The sequence below is a fragment of the Actinoplanes sp. SE50/110 genome (assembly GCF_900119315.1).
GTDB lineage: Bacteria > Actinomycetota > Actinomycetes > Mycobacteriales > Micromonosporaceae > Actinoplanes.
On the sequence record NZ_LT827010.1, the window covers coordinates 5074167 to 5090152 of the forward strand.

Genomic DNA, 15986 nt, shown 5'->3' on the forward strand with positions numbered 1-15986 from the left:
CGTCTACGTCGCACCCGGGCATGCTAACGGCAAGTGGAGATCAAGTGGGAACGACGCCGGACGAGGCCCGCACCACCAGGCTGGTCGGCAGGACCACGTCGCCGCCGACCCCGCTGCGCCCGAGCAGCAGATCGAGACCGATCGCGCCGGCCCGGTCCTTCGGCACGGCCACACTGGTCAGTGGCGGGTGGCTCATCGTGGCCAGGCTCACGTCGTCGAAGCCGACCACGCTGAGCTGCCCGGGAACGCTCACCCCGCGAGCCGCGAGCCGGTGCAGGACACCGAGCGCGACCAGGTCGTTGTAGGCGATCACCGCGGTGGCGGTGGTGGCGAGCAGCAGGTCCGCGGCGAGCAGACCGCCCTCGAAGGTGGGCGCCACCCGGCCGAGGGACTTCGCTCCGCTGAGCGCGGCAACCCTTTCGCGGGCGGCCCAGGAACCGGCGGGTCCCTCCGCGTACGCGATGTGCCGATGTCCCAGAGCCTGCAGGTGCACCAGCGCCTGCCGGATGCCGTCGCCGATGTCCGCGACCACCGCGTTCATCCCGGCGATCCGCCGGTGCAGCACCACGGTCGTCGCCGGGTCGGCGCCGGCGAGAACATCCGCGTCGGCCGCCCGCGGCGAGCAGAGCAGCAGGCCGTCGGTGTTGCGCCCGAGCGTCGCGATCGCCTCCAGCTCGGCCACCGGGTCCTCGTCGGTGTCGGTGATGAACACTCCGCAGTCGGCGGCCCGGGCCCGCGCACTGACCCCTTTGGCCACATCCGCGAAGAACGGGTTCCGAAGGTCGGGGACGATCAACCCGATATTGCCGGTACGACCGGTGATCAGCCCCCGGGCGGCCCGATTCACCCGGTAGTCGAGCCGCGCCGCCACCTCGATGACGTTCTCCCGCGTTTCCGCGCTGACCGTCCCACCGCTCAGCGCCCGCGACACCGTCGACACGGAGACCCCGGCCGCGCGCGCCACATCCTGCACCGTCGTCCGCGCCAATCCCGCCCCCATCATCGGCCCGCGCCAGCATAGCGTCGGCCTGTTCCCCGGACCGGTCACCACCTCCCGCCCGCACCGCGCCGCGTCCCGGCACGCCGACCGTCCACCCCCCCGGCCGGAAACAGCTTCACGGGCCCCGTGAACGGCATTTTCGAGTCGGCGGCAAGAGGTCCCACAGTCGGGGGACGGATCGGCGTCGAGGCCATTCCGATGGCGCCTCGGACGTCGCGTGGGGAGGATCGCCTCACGGTGCGGCGAGGATGGCCACCTCGGCGGCCCGGAGGGCCTGCAGGGTGGGGTGGGACGCCGCGGCGTCGGTGATGATGCCGCCGACCGCCGACGTGGGCAGCACCGTGAACGGCGAGGCGGCACCGATCTTCTCCGAGCTGGCCAGCACGTACGTCTCGGCGGCCCGCGACGCCAGGATCCGTTTCAGTGCCGCCTCGTCCGGGTCGCCGGTGGTCAGCCCGGCCGCCTCGTGGACCCCGGTGACGCCGAGGAGGAAGATGTCGGCGGTCACCGCGAGTGCCGCCGCCACGGTGGCCGCGCCGCAGGTCACCGCGGAGTGCTTGAACAGCCGCCCGCCCAGCACGTGGACGTCGACCGCCGGGTGCGCGACCAGGGCGGCCGCCACGGTCGGGCTGTGGGTCACGATCGTCGCGCGCAGGTCGGCGGGCAGGGCCGCGGTCACCGCCAGCGCCGTCGTGCCGCCGTCGAGCAGGATCGTGGAACCGGGTCGGATCAGCGCGGCCGCGGCGGCCGCCACCCGCTGTTTGCTCAAGGTGGCCAGGGTGGTGCGGGTCGCGTAGTCGGCCAGGGCGGGCGACACGGGCAGGGCTCCCCCGTACACCCGCTGGCAGAGACCGGCCGCGGCCAGCTCCCGCAGGTCGCGCCGGATCGTGTCCTCGGGGACGCCGAGGGCGGCCGCGACCTCCTTGGCCACCACCTTGCCGTCGGTCCGCAGCCGGTGCAGCAGGACGTCGCGTCGCTCCGCCGCCAGCATCCGTGTTTCTCCTCATTCTTGTCGACTGTTGCGCGTTTCGCCGGGTAGCTTACCGTCCATGAGACCCGGCATCGACATCCCGGACGCCCGCGGCCGCACCGGCCTCGACCGGATCGGGCGCGACCTGACCGGCAACCCCGACGTGGTGGTGCGGGACGTGGAGGTGTTGGCGACCGCCTGGCACGTGCTGCGTCGCACCACCTACGACTACCGTCGCTCGGATGGCACGTGGAGCCGGGAGCAGCGGGAGACGTACGACCGCGGGGACGGCGCGACCGTGCTGCTCTACGACGACGAGCGGGAGACGGTGCTGCTGACCCGGCAGTTCCGCTATCCGGTGTACGTGAGCGGCCACCCGGACGGGATGTTCCTGGAGACCGCGGCCGGGCTGCTCGACGGGGACGATCCGGCGGCGGCGATCCGGCGGGAGGCGGCCGAGGAGCTGGGAGTGGCGATCGGTGAGCTGGAGCGGGTGTTCGCGGTGTGGACGAGCCCGGGGTCGGTGACCGAGCGGCTGCACTGTTTCGCCGCGCCGTACACCGCGGCGTCCCGGGTGGGGCCGGGTGGCGGGCTGGCCGACGACGGGGAGGACATCGCGGCGGTGGAGCTCGCCCTCGGACAGGCGCTGGAGATGATCGGGACCGGCGAGATCGCCGACGCGAAGACGATCTTGCTGTTGCAGTGGTTCGCGCTGCGGAAACGATAGGCTACCGTGATCGACCGACACGGTGCGGGGTCCCATAGTATTTGCCGCATGGCAAACACCGAGCGCGTCCTGGATGTCCTGATCGTCGATGACGATGACGCCGACACCCTGATGATCGAGGAGGCGCTGCTCGACGTGGAGCCGGCCCCGGCCGTGCACCGGGTCTCCGACGGCAGCGAGGCGATCGACTACCTGCGCCGCCAGGGGCCCTATGCGGACGCCCGCCGCCCCGACCTGATCCTGCTGGATCTCAACATGCCGCGGATGGGCGGGCACGAGGTGCTCGCCGAGGTGAAGAACGACGAGGCGCTCAAGAGCATCCCGGTGGTGGTGCTGACCACGTCGAACGCACTGCCGGACATCACCGCGAGCTATGCCCGGCACGCGAACGCGTTCGTCACCAAGCCGATGGATCTCGACGGTTTCGAGGCCGCGGTTCGCAAGATCAGGAAGTTCTACGGCGAGACCGCGGTCCTTCCGGGGGACAAGGAATCGTGAAACACCTCACTCCGCGTCTTGGTTAGGTTCCCCTAACCGCCGCTCTGAGCTGCGAAAACATCCGTCAGGTCACCTCCGGGCCAGGAACCCGAAACTTGATCTCAACCTAGGTTGAAGTTTTAGAGTTCCTGTTCGCCCGGAGGTCGATCTTGGCTGGGGCGGGATTCGTTGCTACGAGTGAGCGAGGGAACGCGACCATGGACCGCCCCCTGAGGGTTGCCGTCATCGGAGCCGGCCCGGCCGGCATCTACGCCGCCGACCACCTCATCAAAGCCAACCCGGACGTCACCGTCGACATCCTCGACAAGCTGCCCACGCCGTACGGGCTGATCCGCTACGGCGTCGCGCCGGACCACCCGCGGATCAAGGAGATCATCACCGCGCTGTTCCGGATCATGGACAACCCGCGCATCCGGTTCATCGGCAACGTGGCGTACGGCATCGACGTCAAGCCCGAGGAACTCAACCGCTTCTACGACGCGACGATCATCGCGACCGGCGCGGAGAAGGACCGGTCACTCGACATCCCGGGCATCGACCTGCAGGGCAGCTACGGTGCCGCGGACTTCGCGAGCTGGTACAACGGCCACCCGGACGTACCGCGCGACTGGCCGCTGGAGGCCAGGGAGGTCGCGGTGATCGGCGCCGGCAACGTCGCCATCGACGTGGCCCGGATCCTCGCCAAGACCGCCGACGAACTGCTGGTCACCGAGATCCCGGACAACGTGTACCAGGCGCTCGAGCGCAGCCCGGTCACCGACGTGCACCTGTTCTCCCGGCGCGGCCCGGCCCAGGTCAAGTTCACCCCGCAGGAGCTGCGCGAGCTCGACCACTCGCCGAACGTCGAGGTGATCGTCCACCCGGAGGGCATCGAGTTCGACGAGGGCAGCCTCGAGGCGATGCGCCAGACCCGGCACGTCAAGATGTGCGTCGACATCCTGCAGAACTGGGCGGTCCGCGACCCGCGGGACCGGCCGCGCCGCCTGCACCTGTACTTCCTGCAGGCCCCGGTCGAGGTGCTCGGCGAGGACGGCAGGGTGGTCGGCCTGCGCACCGAGACGCAGGAGCTGACCGGCGACGGCTGGGTCCGCGGCACCGGCGAGTTCACCGACTGGAACGTCCAGGCGGTGTACCGGGCGGTCGGCTACCTCAGCAGCGCGCTGCCGGACCTGCCGTTCGACACCAAGACCGGCACCATCCCGCACGCCGCCGGCCGGGTGCTGGACCTCGACGGCGACCACATCCCGGGCATGTACGTGACCGGCTGGATCAAGCGCGGCCCGGTCGGCCTGATCGGCCACACCAAGGGTGACGCCGGCGAGACCGTGGCCAGCCTCCTGGCGGACCTCGACTCGCTGCCGGCGGCGCCGCAGCACGATCCGGCCGAGGTCGTCGCCTACCTGGAGCAGCGCGGGCTGCCGTACACCACGTGGGCCGGCTGGCAGAGGCTGGACGCGCATGAGATCGCGCTGGGCGAGCCGCACGGCCGCAAGCGGATCAAGGTCGTCGCGCGCGACGAGATGACCGGGATCTGCAACAACTCCTGAGAGCGGGGGCCGGCCGGACATGGTGCGGCCGGCCACCCACTGAGCAGGGGTCAGAGCGGGCGGATGTTCTCCGCCTGCAGTCCCTTGGTGCCCTGGGTGACCTGGAACTCCACCCGCTGGTTCTCCTCCAGGCTGCGGAAGCCGGAGGTGGCGATCGCGGAGAAGTGCGCGAACACGTCCGGGCCGCCGTCATCCTGGGTGATGAAGCCGAAGCCCTTGTCGCTGTTGAACCATTTGACGGTGCCGGTGGCCATCGGAATCTCCTTGCCGCAAAAATAATACGCCCGGTGGGCGCAGCGTCACCGTAACACGCCGAGCACCGAAACCTCGGTGATCGCGGCGTCCTGCGCGGCGCCCAGCCCACTGATCCGGTACGTGGTCAGCTCCCGCAGCCACGCCGGCACGTGCCCCCGGCCGGGATCGCCGACCAGGATCTCCGCGCCGCGATCGGCCGCCCGGCGCAGGAAGGCGCCCATCCGGTCGGCCAGGGCGCTGTCGTAGAAGGCGTCCCCGACCAGCACGACCTCGGCGTCACCGGCGTCCCCGCCGAGCAGATCACCCTCGACCGTGGCCAGCCGCACCCGGTTCGCGTCGGCGTTCATCGCGGCCGCGGCACACGCGTACGGGTCGATGTCGTTGCCGGTCACGCTCGCCGCGCCGGCCTTGGCCGCGGCGATCGCCGCGACGCCGCCGCCGCAGGCGACGTCGAGCACCCGCCGGCCGGCGACCAGGCGCGGATGGTCCAGGACGTAGCGGGCCAGCGCCTGACCGCCGGCCCAGGCGTTGGTCCAGAACGGGTGGTACGACGTACCGGCCTGCGCCTCGAGCCGGGCCTCCAGCACGATCGCGTCGTCGGCCAGGTGCAGCACCAGCTCCGGCACGAAGGACGGGCGGACCAGGCGCAACCCGTCGTAGTTGTCGGCGCGGGACGCCAGGAAGGGGGCGAGCGGCAGTCCAGTGGCTCCGGGCACGGCGCTCTCCGATCGTCGAGGGCCGTGAACGCGACAACGGCTCGTCCGACACTACGCGACCGGACGGATCGGCGCGGTGGCTCGCTCAGGGTGACGCGAGCCACCGTCGCCCGAAAGTGGTCAGGCGGTCGCCGACGGGTTGTACTGCAGCGTCCACCGGTAGGCCTGCACCAGCCGGGTGTCGAACCCGGACGCCGAGCCCCACAGGAAGATCCGGAACCGGCGGTAGAGCTCCTCACCCCAGCGGGCGACGATCTCCTCCCGCCGGGCGTCCAGGCGTTTCGCCCACTCCCGGCAGGTCAGATAGTAGTTGTGCCGATCGTCCTGCACGCTGAGCAGGTCGAACGGGGACCGGGCCACCTGCTGCAGATACTGGTGCAACAGCAGCGGGGCGGACCGGCCCGGATAGACGTACTGCTTGAAGAAGGTGGAGGCGGTGTGCTTGCGGCGCATCGCCAACGCGTCCAGGTAGACCCGGCCACCGGGTTTCAGCAGCCGGGCGTACGTCTTCAGGGTGGCGCCGTAGTCGGGCAGGTGCTCGGTGACACCCATGTTCACGATCGCGTCGTACCGCTGATCGGATCGGAACTGCAGAATGTGCTCCCGGACGACGGTGACCGGAAGACGTTCCCGCTCGAAGAGGTCCTTGAGGAACCGCTCGGACTCCACGGCCAGGGTGACCGTGGTGACGTCGATGCCGCGACGGGCGGCGTGCTCGGAGAACGCGCCCCACCCGCCGCCGACCTCGAGGACCCGGTCGCCCGGTTTCACCCCGATGTCGTCGAGGGCGATGTCCAGCTTGCGGGTGACCGCGTCCTCCAAGGGCTCGTCGTCGCCGTGGAAGACGCCCTGCGTGTAACAGCGGTGCCGTTCGTCGAGGAAGGTGAGGAAGAAGTCCGACTCCTCGTCGTAGTGCTGCGAGATGGCCCGCCGGTCGTGGCCGGCCTTGCCGTGCCACAGCGAGGGGGCCCACCGGCCCACGAAGGCGACCGGATGGATGTCGGAGAAGAACCGGCGCATGGTCAGCGCCGCCGCGAGGTCGCCCTCGATGTCGATGTCTCCGCGCAGGTAGGCCAGAGCGACCTGCAACTGGTCCAGGGAGGCCAGCGCATCGTGGCCCGTGTCGTCACGGACCACGATGCGGAACTCGGCCGGAGTGGACCCGCCGGCGCCGTAGGCGAGGGTGGCGCCGTCGCGGGTCAGGATCTCGAAGGGAATCGGGGTGCGGTCACGGAAGAACTCGTCGTAACGCCGGCTGAAGACGTCGGCGAGGGAACGCCGCCTCATGGGGTGATCCTCCCACCAAACGCCGCGCCGCACACCCGTCGATCTCTAGTGGACCGTGGCGCCCACCGGTGCGGACACCGCCTGCTCACGCAGACCCCACGGGGAGCCGTACTCGGTGAGCAGGTCGAGGAACGGGCGAGGCGGGAACGCCTCCGGCCCGAGCACGCCGGCGCCGGTCCACGCGCCGGTGGCCAGCAGCTCGCAGGCCACCACCGGGTTGATCGCGGTCTGCCAGACCACGGCCTGACTGCCGTACTCGGCCATCGACCACTCGTTGTCGACCACGTGGTACAGGTAGACCTCGCGCGGCTCGCCGTCCTTGACCCCGCGCACCCAGGTGCCGGCGCAGGTCTTGCCGCGCATCCGGTCGCCCAGCGTGGCCGGGTCGGGCAGACTGGCCGCCACCACGTCGCGCGGGGAGACGGTGACCGGGCCGTTCGGGCCGGGCACGATCACGCCGTCGGTGGAGTCCAGCCCGATCTGGTGCAGCGTGCGCAGGGTCCGGATGAAGTCCTCGCCCAGGCCGTACTTGAAGGTCACCCGGCGGGCGCCGACCCAGCGCGGGATCAGCAGCACCTCCTCGTGCTCCACGTTGACGCACTGCACCGGGCCGATCCCCTCGGGGAAGTCGAACACCTCCGGCTCGCTGAACGGGGGCGTGGTGAACCAGCCGCGGCCGGCCTCCCACACCACCGGCGGGTTGAGGCACTCCTCGATGGTCGTCCAGATGTTGAACGAGGGCGCGAAATCGTAGCCGTCGACGGTCAGGTTGCCCCCGTCACGGACGCCGATCTCATCGATCTCGTCGAACAGCTCGTCGGCCGCATACCGGGCGAACACGTCCGACAGTCCCGGCTCGACACCCATCCCGACCAGGGCCAGCGCACCCTTGCTGGCCCACGTCGGGTGCTCGGCGAACTGCGCGTCGCCGAGCTTGACACCGGTCTTGGAGTACGGCGCTTCCGGGTGCGGCCGGGACAGCGACATCGCCATGTCCAGATAGGTGATGCCGGCGTCCTGCGCCGCCTCGAACAGCGACAGCACGAACCGCGGGTCGGTGGCGTTGAGCAGGACGTCACAACCGGTCCGGTCGAGCAGCTCGACGACGGCCGCCCGGTCGGACGCGTCCACCCGCGCCGCCCGGAACCGCGGGTCACCCACCGAACCGACCGCGGCCTCCGCGCGGCCCAGGTCGTAGTCGGCGACCACCATCTCGTCGAAGAACGTGCGCCGCGCCGCGATCCGGGTGATCGCCGTGCCGACGCCGCCTGCTCCCACCAGCAGGACACGCATGACCTGCTCCTTCCTTGCCTTTCACGAATGAGGTTCAGGGGCCCCTGGGACAGATCAAACGTGTTCCCGTGCCGTAAGGTCAACCGTGTTGGCATAAGAGATCCGGGGTGAGTGATGCCGAAAGCGGTGGTCAGCGAGGATCGGCGGCGTCGCCGGCGGCCCACCCGCAGTGGTCGCGTTCTGTCCGAACAACTGATCATCGATACGGCGTTACGCCTGCTCAGAGAGCACGGCAGCGCCGCCCTGAGCGCCCGCCGGCTGGGCCTGGCCCTGGACTGCGACCCCAGCACGCTGTACCGGTATTTCCGCGGCATGGACGACCTCACCCTGGCGATCGGCGACACCCTCATCGGGCAGGCCCTGGAGGGCTGGCGTCCCACCGGACAGTGGCGCCCCGACCTGCGCCGGCTCGGCCTGCGCATCCACGCCGCCTATGTCGCCCACCCGCAGGCCGCCGTGCTGACCACCAGCCGGGTCACCGGCCGGGCCAACGAGCTCGCCGCCGACGAGGCGGTGCTCGGCGTGTTGCGGACCGCCGGCCTCCCGGTGCCCGAAGCGGTCCGGGCCTATCACGTCTTCATCGACCAGACGCTGGCTTTCGCCGCCCTCGACGCCGCGTCGCTGGCCCTGCCCAACGCCGCATTGCGCGCCGAGGACGAGGTGTGGCGCTCCACCTACGGTCACGTGCCCGCGGCCAGCCACCCGCACCTGGCCGAGGCCGGTCCGCTACTGGCCACCGAGATGGTGACCAGCGCCTATCCGTCCGCGTTGGACCTGCTGCTGGACGCCGTCGAAGCCCGCCTCTAGACGGCCGTCCCGGGCGGCGACTTCAGCAGCCCGGCCGCCTCCGCCGGGAAACCCCCGCGGCCCCGCCGCGAGACCAGGGCCGCCAGCCGCACCAGGTCGATGTTGACACCGGCGGCGCCGCTCGGATCATTGACCTTCAGCCGTACGTCGACACTCACCGAAGTCCCCGCCCACCCCCGCGCCTCGATGTTGAGGTGGGCGACCTTCTCCGCCCCCAGGTGCGGCAGGTATCCCAGGGGCGCGATCGCCACCCGGCCGGTGCCGATGCCGTTCGTCTTCGACCGCAGCTTGCTCTCCGGGTTGTCCACCAGGTTGCGGAAGTCCTCGGTGCCGCCCAGATTCACCTGATAGGAGCTGTCCAACGTCAACCCGCGCTCGTCCAGCAGCCGCAGCAGCGCGTGGTGCAGCACCGAGGTGCCGAACTGGCTGGCCAGGTCGTCCCCGATCAGCGGCACACCGGCCGCGCTGAACCGGTGCAGCAGCTCCGGGTGGCGGGCCACCGGATCCGCGGTCGTGTTGACGAACGCCGCTTTCGCGGCCAGCGCGGCCTCGGCGTACGCGAGGGCCACCCCCGCCCGGCCACTCGGCGCCGAATAGAGCACCACCTCGGCGCCCCGCACCGCCTCGGCGATCCGCTCGATCCCGTCCGCACCGGTGAGCCCCCGCTGGACGGTCACCCCGGACGGCGGCAGCTCCCCACCGATCCGCGGGAAGTTGTTCGGCGGCGCGAAGATCGCGTCGTGCAGGTCGGCGCCCACCTTGGCGTCGGACATCGCGAAGGCGGCGACCACCTCGACATCCCCGACACCGAGCCCCTCGATGTGCGGGCGGCAGAGACCGGTCAGGCTCCCGGTCGCCCGATAGAAGTTGATCCCCTGCACCAGCGCCGAGGTGTTGTTCCCCACCCCGACCACCGCAACCCGCACCCGCTCGATCACGCTCGCAGCCTAGCCAGAGCCGTCAATGACCGTCGATTGCGGCGCCGGCCGACGCCGAGGTGGCCGACGGCGACCCGGCGGCGGCGATCCCCGCCCGGTGACCCGCGGCTGAGCTCTTCGCCGCGATCGGCGAGAAGACGCGATCGGCCGGAGATCCGATCGGCGGGAGACCCGTGCCCGGGAAGCCCGGCGCCGGGCGGCAGCCCACGACAGGGTGGTCGGCCCGGCACCGAACCGGTCACCCCGGTGCGGCGCCGGTGGGACAGTGGCCTCATGACAAGTGTGGGTTCGGTGCGCGGTTTCGACGCGGACGAAGGCTGGGGGGTCATCGACGGTCCGGATGTGCCGGGCGGGTGCTGGGTACATTTCTCCGCCCTCGCCATGGACGGCGAGCGCGTGCTGGTGCCCGGCCGGCAGGTCCGCTTCCGGGCCGAGGCGGCCGATCAGGACGGCTTCGCGTTCCGCGCGGTGAAGGTCTGGCTCGACGGCGCCGAGCCGGCCGACGCCGAGCCGGCCCCGGGCGGGTCGGCCGCCTACAGCAGCCGGCTGACCCTGACTTTCGACCCGCCCGCCGACCCGCGCTGACCGCGGTGCGCCGCCGATCACGCACGATGATCACCCGCTCCGGGTCGCCCGGTCATCCGGGGAACGGAACCCGGGCGATCTCGTATCCGGCGAGCGAGCCCGGCATCGGGAGATCCTAGGCCCCGCGGAGGGCGGCGCAGATCTCCGGCAGGGCGGTGCCGATCGGTTCGCGGATGACCTCGACGGCCAGGTCGTCGTACGGGGTCGGATCGCGGTTGACGATCACCACCCGGTGGCCGGCGTTGGCGGCGACCGCGCACAGCGAGGCGACCGGCTCGACCCGCAGCGAACTGCCCACGACCAGCATCAGCTGGGCGTTCGCGGCGATCCGCTCGGCGAGCCCGGTGGTGTCCGGGTCGAGGTGTTCGCCGAAGAACACGATCGCCAGTTTCAGCACCGCCCCGCAGGCGGTGCACCGCGGATCGGTGTCACCGGCCTCCACCCGGGCCATCGTCGGCCCGCTCGGGGTGCGCACGCCGCAGCCGGTACAGACCACCTCGTGCATGCTGCCGTGCAGCTCGAGCACCTTGCGCGGGCTGGATCCGGCACGCTGCTGCAGGCCGTCGATGTTCTGGGTGAGCACGCGCACCGCGACACCGCAGCGTTCCAGGCCGGCGAGCGCGCGGTGTGCCACGTTCGGCCGGGCCCGCCAGGCCGGGTGCCCGCGGTAGGCCCGCCAGAACGCGGCCCGGGCGGCCGGATCGGCCAGGAACGACCGGTAGGTGAACGCCTTCTCCAGCGCCGGATCGAGGGTCCAGACGCCGGCCGGCCCCCGGTAGTCGGGGATCCCGGAATCCGTCGAGATCCCCGCACCGGTGAGCACCGCCACCCGTTCCACGCCGTCGACCCAGTTCCCGATCATGGTCGTCGATGGTAGGCGGGTGGCGGCAGGCCGGCGAGCCGATTACGCCGGGTCGTACCCGCCGGCCGCGATCTCCTCGAGCAGGGTCCGGCGCGACGGCTTCCAGCCCAGCTCGCGACGCGCTTTCGCACCGGTGGCCTGCTGGTCCAGCAGCAGCGCCGCGCCGAATCCGCCGAGCCGCTCGACCAGCGCGGCCGGCTCCTCGGCGACCACCCGGCCGTCGAGGCCCAGCCGCCGGGACGCGGCCTCGCCCAGCTCACGGACCGTCGGGTTGTCACCGCTGACGCCGAGATACACCGAGCCGCTCGCCGCCCGGTCGAGGGCCGCCACGTACAGCTCGGCCAGGTCGTCGACGTGGATGCTGGTCCAGTGCTGGGTGCCGGGGCCGACCAGGCGCAGCGCGGGCGGGTCGCCGGCGCGCTCACCGGCGAACACCACGTTCGGGATGCCGGCGTGGTTGCCGTAGACCAGACCCGGCTCGATCAGGATCGACCGGATGCCGGGCGCGGCCAGCACCCGGGAGTCGAGCTTCTCCCGCCAGGCGACCAGGTCCGGCGCGTTGCGCGGGGTGTCCTCGGTGATGTCCGGCGCCGAGCCGTGCACCCAGACGCCGCCGGTGCGCAGGAACGTGGCGCCGGGCCGCAGACCGTCGAGGACCGCCTCGGCGAACGCCGTCTCCACCGTGCTGCTCGACGCGTCACCCGGCGACGCGGTGGCGATCACGGCGTCCGCGGCGGCCGCCCAACGACGTACCCCCTCGTGGTCCTGAATCTCACCGACGACCACCTCGGCGCCGGGGGCGGCCTTCTCCGGCGAACGGACCAGCGCGGTGACGGTGTGGCCGGCGGCGAGCAGGGCGGGCAGGACCGCCGAGCCGATGTGCCCGGTGGCGCCGGTCAGGAAGACCTTCATGGTGGAGCTCCTCAGTCGATCCGATGTCTCGCCCCACAGCCTGCCGCGCCTCAGCGTTCGCCACCAACGAACAGTTCCGATTCGTTCCATCGCCAAAGGCGATTACTCTGGCCGGGTGGAACAGCGCCAACTGGAATACTTCGTGGCCGTCGCCGAGGAACTCAACTTCACCCGGGCCGCCCAGCGCACCCACGCCGTCCAGTCGACGGTCTCGGCCAGCGTCCGCGCGCTCGAACGTCATCTCGGCGCGCCCCTGTTCGACCGCAGCACCACCCGCGTCGCCCTCACCGCGGCCGGCAAGGCGCTGCTGCCCGAGGCCCGGCGGGCGCTCGACGCCCTCGACCAGGCCCGCGCCACGGTTACCGGCCTGCGCGCGGGGCTGACCGGCAGCCTGCGCGTCGGCACCCTGTCCGGCCTGACCGCCATCGACCTGCCGGCCCTGGTCAGCGACTTCCGCACCCGGCATCCCGGCGTGCGGCTGAGCCTGAGCATGGCCGCCGGCGGCACCGACGGGCTGCTCGCCGCGGTCCGCGCCCGCGACCTCGACGTCGCGTTCGTCGGCGTGCAGACGGCGAGCGTCCCCGACCTGCAGCTCGACCCGATCGCCACCTTCCAGCCGCGGGTCCTCGTCCCGGCCGGGCACCCGCTGGCCGGGGCGGGCACGGTCACCCCGGCCGGGCTCGCCGACGAGCCGTTCATCGACCTGCCACCCGGCTTCTGCAACCGCATCCGCACCGACCACGACTTCCGCCGGGCCGGCATCGCCCGCACGATCGCCGTCGAGGTCAGCGACATAACGACCATTCCGGGGTACGTCGAGGCCGGCATCGGCGTCGCCCTGGTGCCGCCGCTGGCCGCCGAGGTCGGCCGCCGGGTCGCCGCGATCGACCTGGACCCACCGGCCGCGCCCTGGACCCTGGCCGCGGCCAGCCTCGGCAACCCCACTGCGACCCCGGCCCTGCGCGCCTTCCTCGACCTGGTCGCCGCCCACGTGGTCCGCCGGGACCGCTATTAGACCGTTCTTCGTGGGTCGCTCAGAGCCACGCGTCGATGGCGGCGACACCACGGCGGCGCAGATGTTCGGGGTTCACCTTCGCGCCACAGGCCTCGCCAGCGGTCACTCACCCCGACGACTGCGGCCTAGAGCTCGTAGTCCTCAGCCACCTCCGCCCAGCGGATGCCGCGAAGCGCAGGGTCGGCGTCCTCTCCGGACGGGACATCCGGGACGGCCTGGAACCAGACCACGATGAGGGCGGACCGGTGCAGCGCGGGGTCGAGCTCGGCGGCGATCGCCGTCGAGCGGAACGCGCCGAGACAGGCCACGGAAGGCAACACCTCGACGGGGCCGAAGGCGCCGGCTGCCTGATCCGGGTAGTCGCGGGAGGGTGGAACCAGGTGGACCGGCGTGGCGGGAAACGCACGTTCGGCCTGTTGCCGGAGGCCGCTCACTCTCATGTCGTTGACGGGCCGGCACGGATAGCCCTCCAGCATCGTTGCGTAGGTGGAAGACATCCGCAGCTCGGTGAGCTGAATCGCCCGTCCGCACGAGAGGATGATCTGGCTCAGCGACATGCCGACACCCTATGTGCACGATTCACCCGCCGACCCGGCCCGGCGTCGCCGCTTTCCGCCCGTCGGCAGCTCGTGGGCCATGTGCTGGGCCGACAGCCGGAATCCGAGCCGGTGCAGCCAGACGGCGGGCCGCGGCACGCTCGTCAGGACCCCGGGCAGGCCGGCGAGTTCCGTCAGGACGGCCCGGACGGCGGCCGTCCCGTAGCCGACGGATCGGTACGGCGGGTCGATGTCGAGCCGGTAGATGCCGCCGGACCGGGGCCGGGAGAAGTGTCGCGGACTGTACGAGACCCAGCCGACCGCCCGCCCGCCGGCCACCACCGCGGCGTTGACCGTCGCCGGTGTCTGCCGGGCCATGACCCGCTCCCGGGCCTGGACCGGGCCGAGGCCGAACTCCGCCGCTGTCGCGGCGACGGACGCCTCGATCCGGGCGGCCGGGCCGGCCAGTGGGACGAGCGTGACCGGGCCGGGCGGCGACGCGTACGGGACGGCGGTGAGCTCCTGGAGGGTGACCGTGTAGCCGAGCCGCTCGTACAGCCGCCGGGCGCCGTCGTTGCCGCCGAAGACGTTCAGGGCGGCCCGGGTGGCGCCGCCGGCCGCCAGCGCGGCCTCCGTCGCCCGCATGATCGCCTCGCCGAATCCGCGCCGGCGGAAGCCCTCGTCGACGACCAGTTCGTCGATCCAGGCCAGGTCCGGCACCACCCGGCCCGGCATCGAGGCCCAGATCCAGCCGACCTCGTGCGGCCCGGACCAGGCTGACCGCAGCAACTCCCCGGGGGTGTCCGGACCGCCCGGGAGCGCCGCGTCGATCTGGCGGGCGGCGGCCGCCTCCGCTGCTTCGCCGCCCGCCACGGCATACCGCATGACCATTTCGGCGCGGCGCCGCCGGAACGACTCCGGCGTCATCACCCGCAGCGTCAGCGGTTGCGTTTCCCGCCCTGGACGATCAGATCCGGCCATCGACCGCAGGCTACCCGGGGGTGGTCGGACAAAGAAGTGGCCGGCGGTTGTCGGATGCGGGGCGGAGCATTCGTAGCGGGGGCGAGAGGCGGGCCGGACGGCACCGCCGGGACCGTAGGAGAGCTGACCGATGCCACACCCGTTGAGCATGATCCGCCGCATGTCCGAGCTCGTCGAGCCGATCGGGACGGTGACCTTCTCGGCGATCCCGAACGAGGAGTTCCTGGCCGTCGGCATGCGCAACTACTGGGACGGCTACTTCGCCGGCCGGGCCGCGCCGCTGGGGCGGGCGCCGGCCGAGGTGGTGCACGCCGTCTTCTACAACTTCGCCGAGGGCGAGGTGGCGCGGCACATTCCGTGGGTGTGGGGGAAGGTCAGCCCGGAGGAGGCGTTGGTCCTGCGGGAACGGGGCAGTGCCGCCGCGCTGCGGGGACTGATCGGGGAGCTCGCCCACTCCCCCGCGCTGCCGCGGGTCAACGAGCTGGCCGAGCGGGCGGCGTTGAGCGCGCCGGTCGCCGGCCGGCCGCTGTACGCCGGGCTCAGGGCGCTCGCCGTGCCGCGGGAGCCGGTCGCCCGGCTGTGGCATCTCGGGACGCTGCTGCGCGAGCATCGCGGCGACGGCCACAACGCCGCCCTGCTGGCCCACGGGATCGGCGGCACCGAGGCGCACGTGCTGCTCGCGCTGACCCTCGGCATGCGGGCCGGGGAGTTCGGCCGGCTCCACCACCTGCCCGGCGCGCAGCTCGCCGCGGTGGTCGACGGGCTGCGCGAGCGTGGCCTGGTGACCGCGGCCGGCGGGTTCACCGACGCGGGGCGTCAGCTCCGGGACCGGATCGAGATCGTCACCGACGAGCTGGCGGCACCGGCGTACGACGTTCTCGACGCGGACGAGCTGGACGAGCTGATCGCCGGGCTGGAGCCGTTCGCCGCGGCGATTCGGGCCGGCGACCACTAGATCGACCATTGATGTCGATCATTACCGAGGCCTACCGCTGGGTAATAACCGCGGCGTAGCGTGACGGCTGAGCGCGTCCGACGTCGGAGGGGTGGGATTCTG

The 15986-nt window shown here is 71.9% G+C and carries 18 protein-coding genes; 7 read left to right on the top strand and 11 right to left on the bottom strand.

Going from position 1 to position 15986, the window contains the following annotated elements; translation table 11 throughout:
• Nucleotides 1-40: 40 nt before the first annotated feature.
• Nucleotides 41-1000, bottom strand: a complete 960-nt coding sequence (locus ACSP50_RS22740; protein ID WP_099343846.1) for a LacI family DNA-binding transcriptional regulator — start codon at nt 998-1000, stop codon at nt 41-43.
• Nucleotides 1001-1232: 232 nt separating this feature from the next.
• On the bottom strand, nt 1233-1991 hold the full coding sequence (locus tag ACSP50_RS22745; RefSeq protein ID WP_014691624.1) for a DeoR/GlpR family DNA-binding transcription regulator: 759 nt from the start codon (nt 1989-1991) through the stop codon (nt 1233-1235).
• Between the two features lie 58 nt (nt 1992-2049).
• Here ACSP50_RS22745 and ACSP50_RS22750 point away from each other — a divergent pair, with 58 nt between their 5' ends.
• The 3 genes from ACSP50_RS22750 to ACSP50_RS22760 all read left to right on the top strand — a co-directional run bounded on the left by ACSP50_RS22750 (nt 2050) and on the right by ACSP50_RS22760 (nt 4742).
• Nucleotides 2050-2697, top strand: coding sequence for an NUDIX domain-containing protein (locus ACSP50_RS22750; protein ID WP_014691625.1), 648 nt, complete (start codon nt 2050-2052; stop codon nt 2695-2697).
• Nucleotides 2698-2745: 48 nt separating this feature from the next.
• On the top strand, nt 2746-3195 hold the full coding sequence (locus ACSP50_RS22755; RefSeq protein WP_014691626.1) for a response regulator: 450 nt from the start codon (nt 2746-2748) through the stop codon (nt 3193-3195).
• Between the two features lie 197 nt (nt 3196-3392).
• The gene (locus ACSP50_RS22760) at nt 3393-4742 is read left to right on the top strand and encodes an FAD-dependent oxidoreductase (RefSeq protein WP_014691627.1); all 1350 of its coding nucleotides are present in this window, start codon (nt 3393-3395) and stop codon (nt 4740-4742) included.
• Between the two features lie 50 nt (nt 4743-4792).
• On the opposite strand, the gene ACSP50_RS22765 is transcribed toward ACSP50_RS22760, so the two are convergent.
• From ACSP50_RS22765 to ACSP50_RS22780, 4 genes are all read right to left on the bottom strand, one after another.
• A complete protein-coding gene (locus ACSP50_RS22765; protein WP_014691628.1) occupies nt 4793-4996 on the bottom strand; it encodes a cold-shock protein in 204 nt (67 codons plus the stop codon).
• Between the two features lie 45 nt (nt 4997-5041).
• Complete coding sequence (locus ACSP50_RS22770; protein WP_014691629.1) at nt 5042-5713, bottom strand: methyltransferase; 672 nt, start codon at nt 5711-5713, stop codon at nt 5042-5044.
• Nucleotides 5714-5833: 120 nt separating this feature from the next.
• Nucleotides 5834-7000, bottom strand: a complete 1167-nt coding sequence (locus tag ACSP50_RS22775) for a class I SAM-dependent methyltransferase (protein ID WP_014691630.1) — start codon at nt 6998-7000, stop codon at nt 5834-5836.
• Nucleotides 7001-7045: 45 nt separating this feature from the next.
• On the bottom strand, nt 7046-8293 hold the full coding sequence (locus ACSP50_RS22780) for a saccharopine dehydrogenase family protein (protein ID WP_014691631.1): 1248 nt from the start codon (nt 8291-8293) through the stop codon (nt 7046-7048).
• 114 nt (nt 8294-8407) lie between these two features.
• Here ACSP50_RS22780 and ACSP50_RS22785 point away from each other — a divergent pair, with 114 nt between their 5' ends.
• Nucleotides 8408-9100 (top strand): TetR/AcrR family transcriptional regulator, encoded by a 693-nt coding sequence (locus ACSP50_RS22785; RefSeq protein ID WP_014691632.1) that lies wholly within the window; start codon nt 8408-8410, stop codon nt 9098-9100.
• Here ACSP50_RS22785 and ACSP50_RS22790 read toward each other — a convergent pair.
• On the bottom strand, nt 9097-10038 hold the full coding sequence (locus tag ACSP50_RS22790; protein WP_014691633.1) for an inositol-3-phosphate synthase: 942 nt from the start codon (nt 10036-10038) through the stop codon (nt 9097-9099). The genes ACSP50_RS22785 and ACSP50_RS22790 overlap by 4 nt on opposite strands.
• Before the next feature lie 273 nt (nt 10039-10311).
• On the opposite strand from ACSP50_RS22790, the gene ACSP50_RS22800 reads away from it, so the two are divergent.
• Nucleotides 10312-10623, top strand: a complete 312-nt coding sequence (locus ACSP50_RS22800) for a cold-shock protein (RefSeq protein WP_014691634.1) — start codon at nt 10312-10314, stop codon at nt 10621-10623.
• A gap of 115 nt (nt 10624-10738) precedes the next feature.
• Here the strand turns inward: ACSP50_RS22800 and ACSP50_RS22805 are convergent, their stop codons facing one another.
• Nucleotides 10739-11485 carry a Sir2 family NAD-dependent protein deacetylase gene (locus ACSP50_RS22805; RefSeq protein WP_014691635.1) on the bottom strand — a complete coding sequence of 249 codons (747 nt, stop codon included), beginning with the start codon at nt 11483-11485 and terminating at the stop codon, nt 10739-10741.
• A gap of 42 nt (nt 11486-11527) precedes the next feature.
• Nucleotides 11528-12397 carry an NAD(P)H-binding protein gene (locus tag ACSP50_RS22810; RefSeq protein WP_014691636.1) on the bottom strand — a complete coding sequence of 290 codons (870 nt, stop codon included), beginning with the start codon at nt 12395-12397 and terminating at the stop codon, nt 11528-11530.
• A 115-nt stretch (nt 12398-12512) separates the two neighbouring features.
• Between ACSP50_RS22810 and ACSP50_RS22815 the strand changes: the two genes are divergently transcribed.
• Complete coding sequence (locus ACSP50_RS22815; RefSeq protein WP_014691637.1) at nt 12513-13412, top strand: LysR family transcriptional regulator; 900 nt, start codon at nt 12513-12515, stop codon at nt 13410-13412.
• A gap of 125 nt (nt 13413-13537) precedes the next feature.
• Here ACSP50_RS22815 and ACSP50_RS22820 read toward each other — a convergent pair whose 3' ends face one another.
• Together ACSP50_RS22820 and ACSP50_RS22825 are read right to left on the bottom strand one after the other, a co-directional pair.
• Nucleotides 13538-13969 carry a hypothetical protein gene (locus ACSP50_RS22820; protein WP_014691638.1) on the bottom strand — a complete coding sequence of 144 codons (432 nt, stop codon included), beginning with the start codon at nt 13967-13969 and terminating at the stop codon, nt 13538-13540.
• 9 nt (nt 13970-13978) lie between these two features.
• A complete protein-coding gene (locus tag ACSP50_RS22825) occupies nt 13979-14929 on the bottom strand; it encodes a GNAT family N-acetyltransferase (protein ID WP_172898787.1) in 951 nt (316 codons plus the stop codon).
• Nucleotides 14930-15089: 160 nt separating this feature from the next.
• Here ACSP50_RS22825 and ACSP50_RS22830 point away from each other — a divergent pair, with 160 nt between their 5' ends.
• Nucleotides 15090-15884, top strand: coding sequence for a hypothetical protein (locus ACSP50_RS22830; RefSeq protein ID WP_085945588.1), 795 nt, complete (start codon nt 15090-15092; stop codon nt 15882-15884).
• Nucleotides 15885-15986 lie beyond the last annotated feature (102 nt).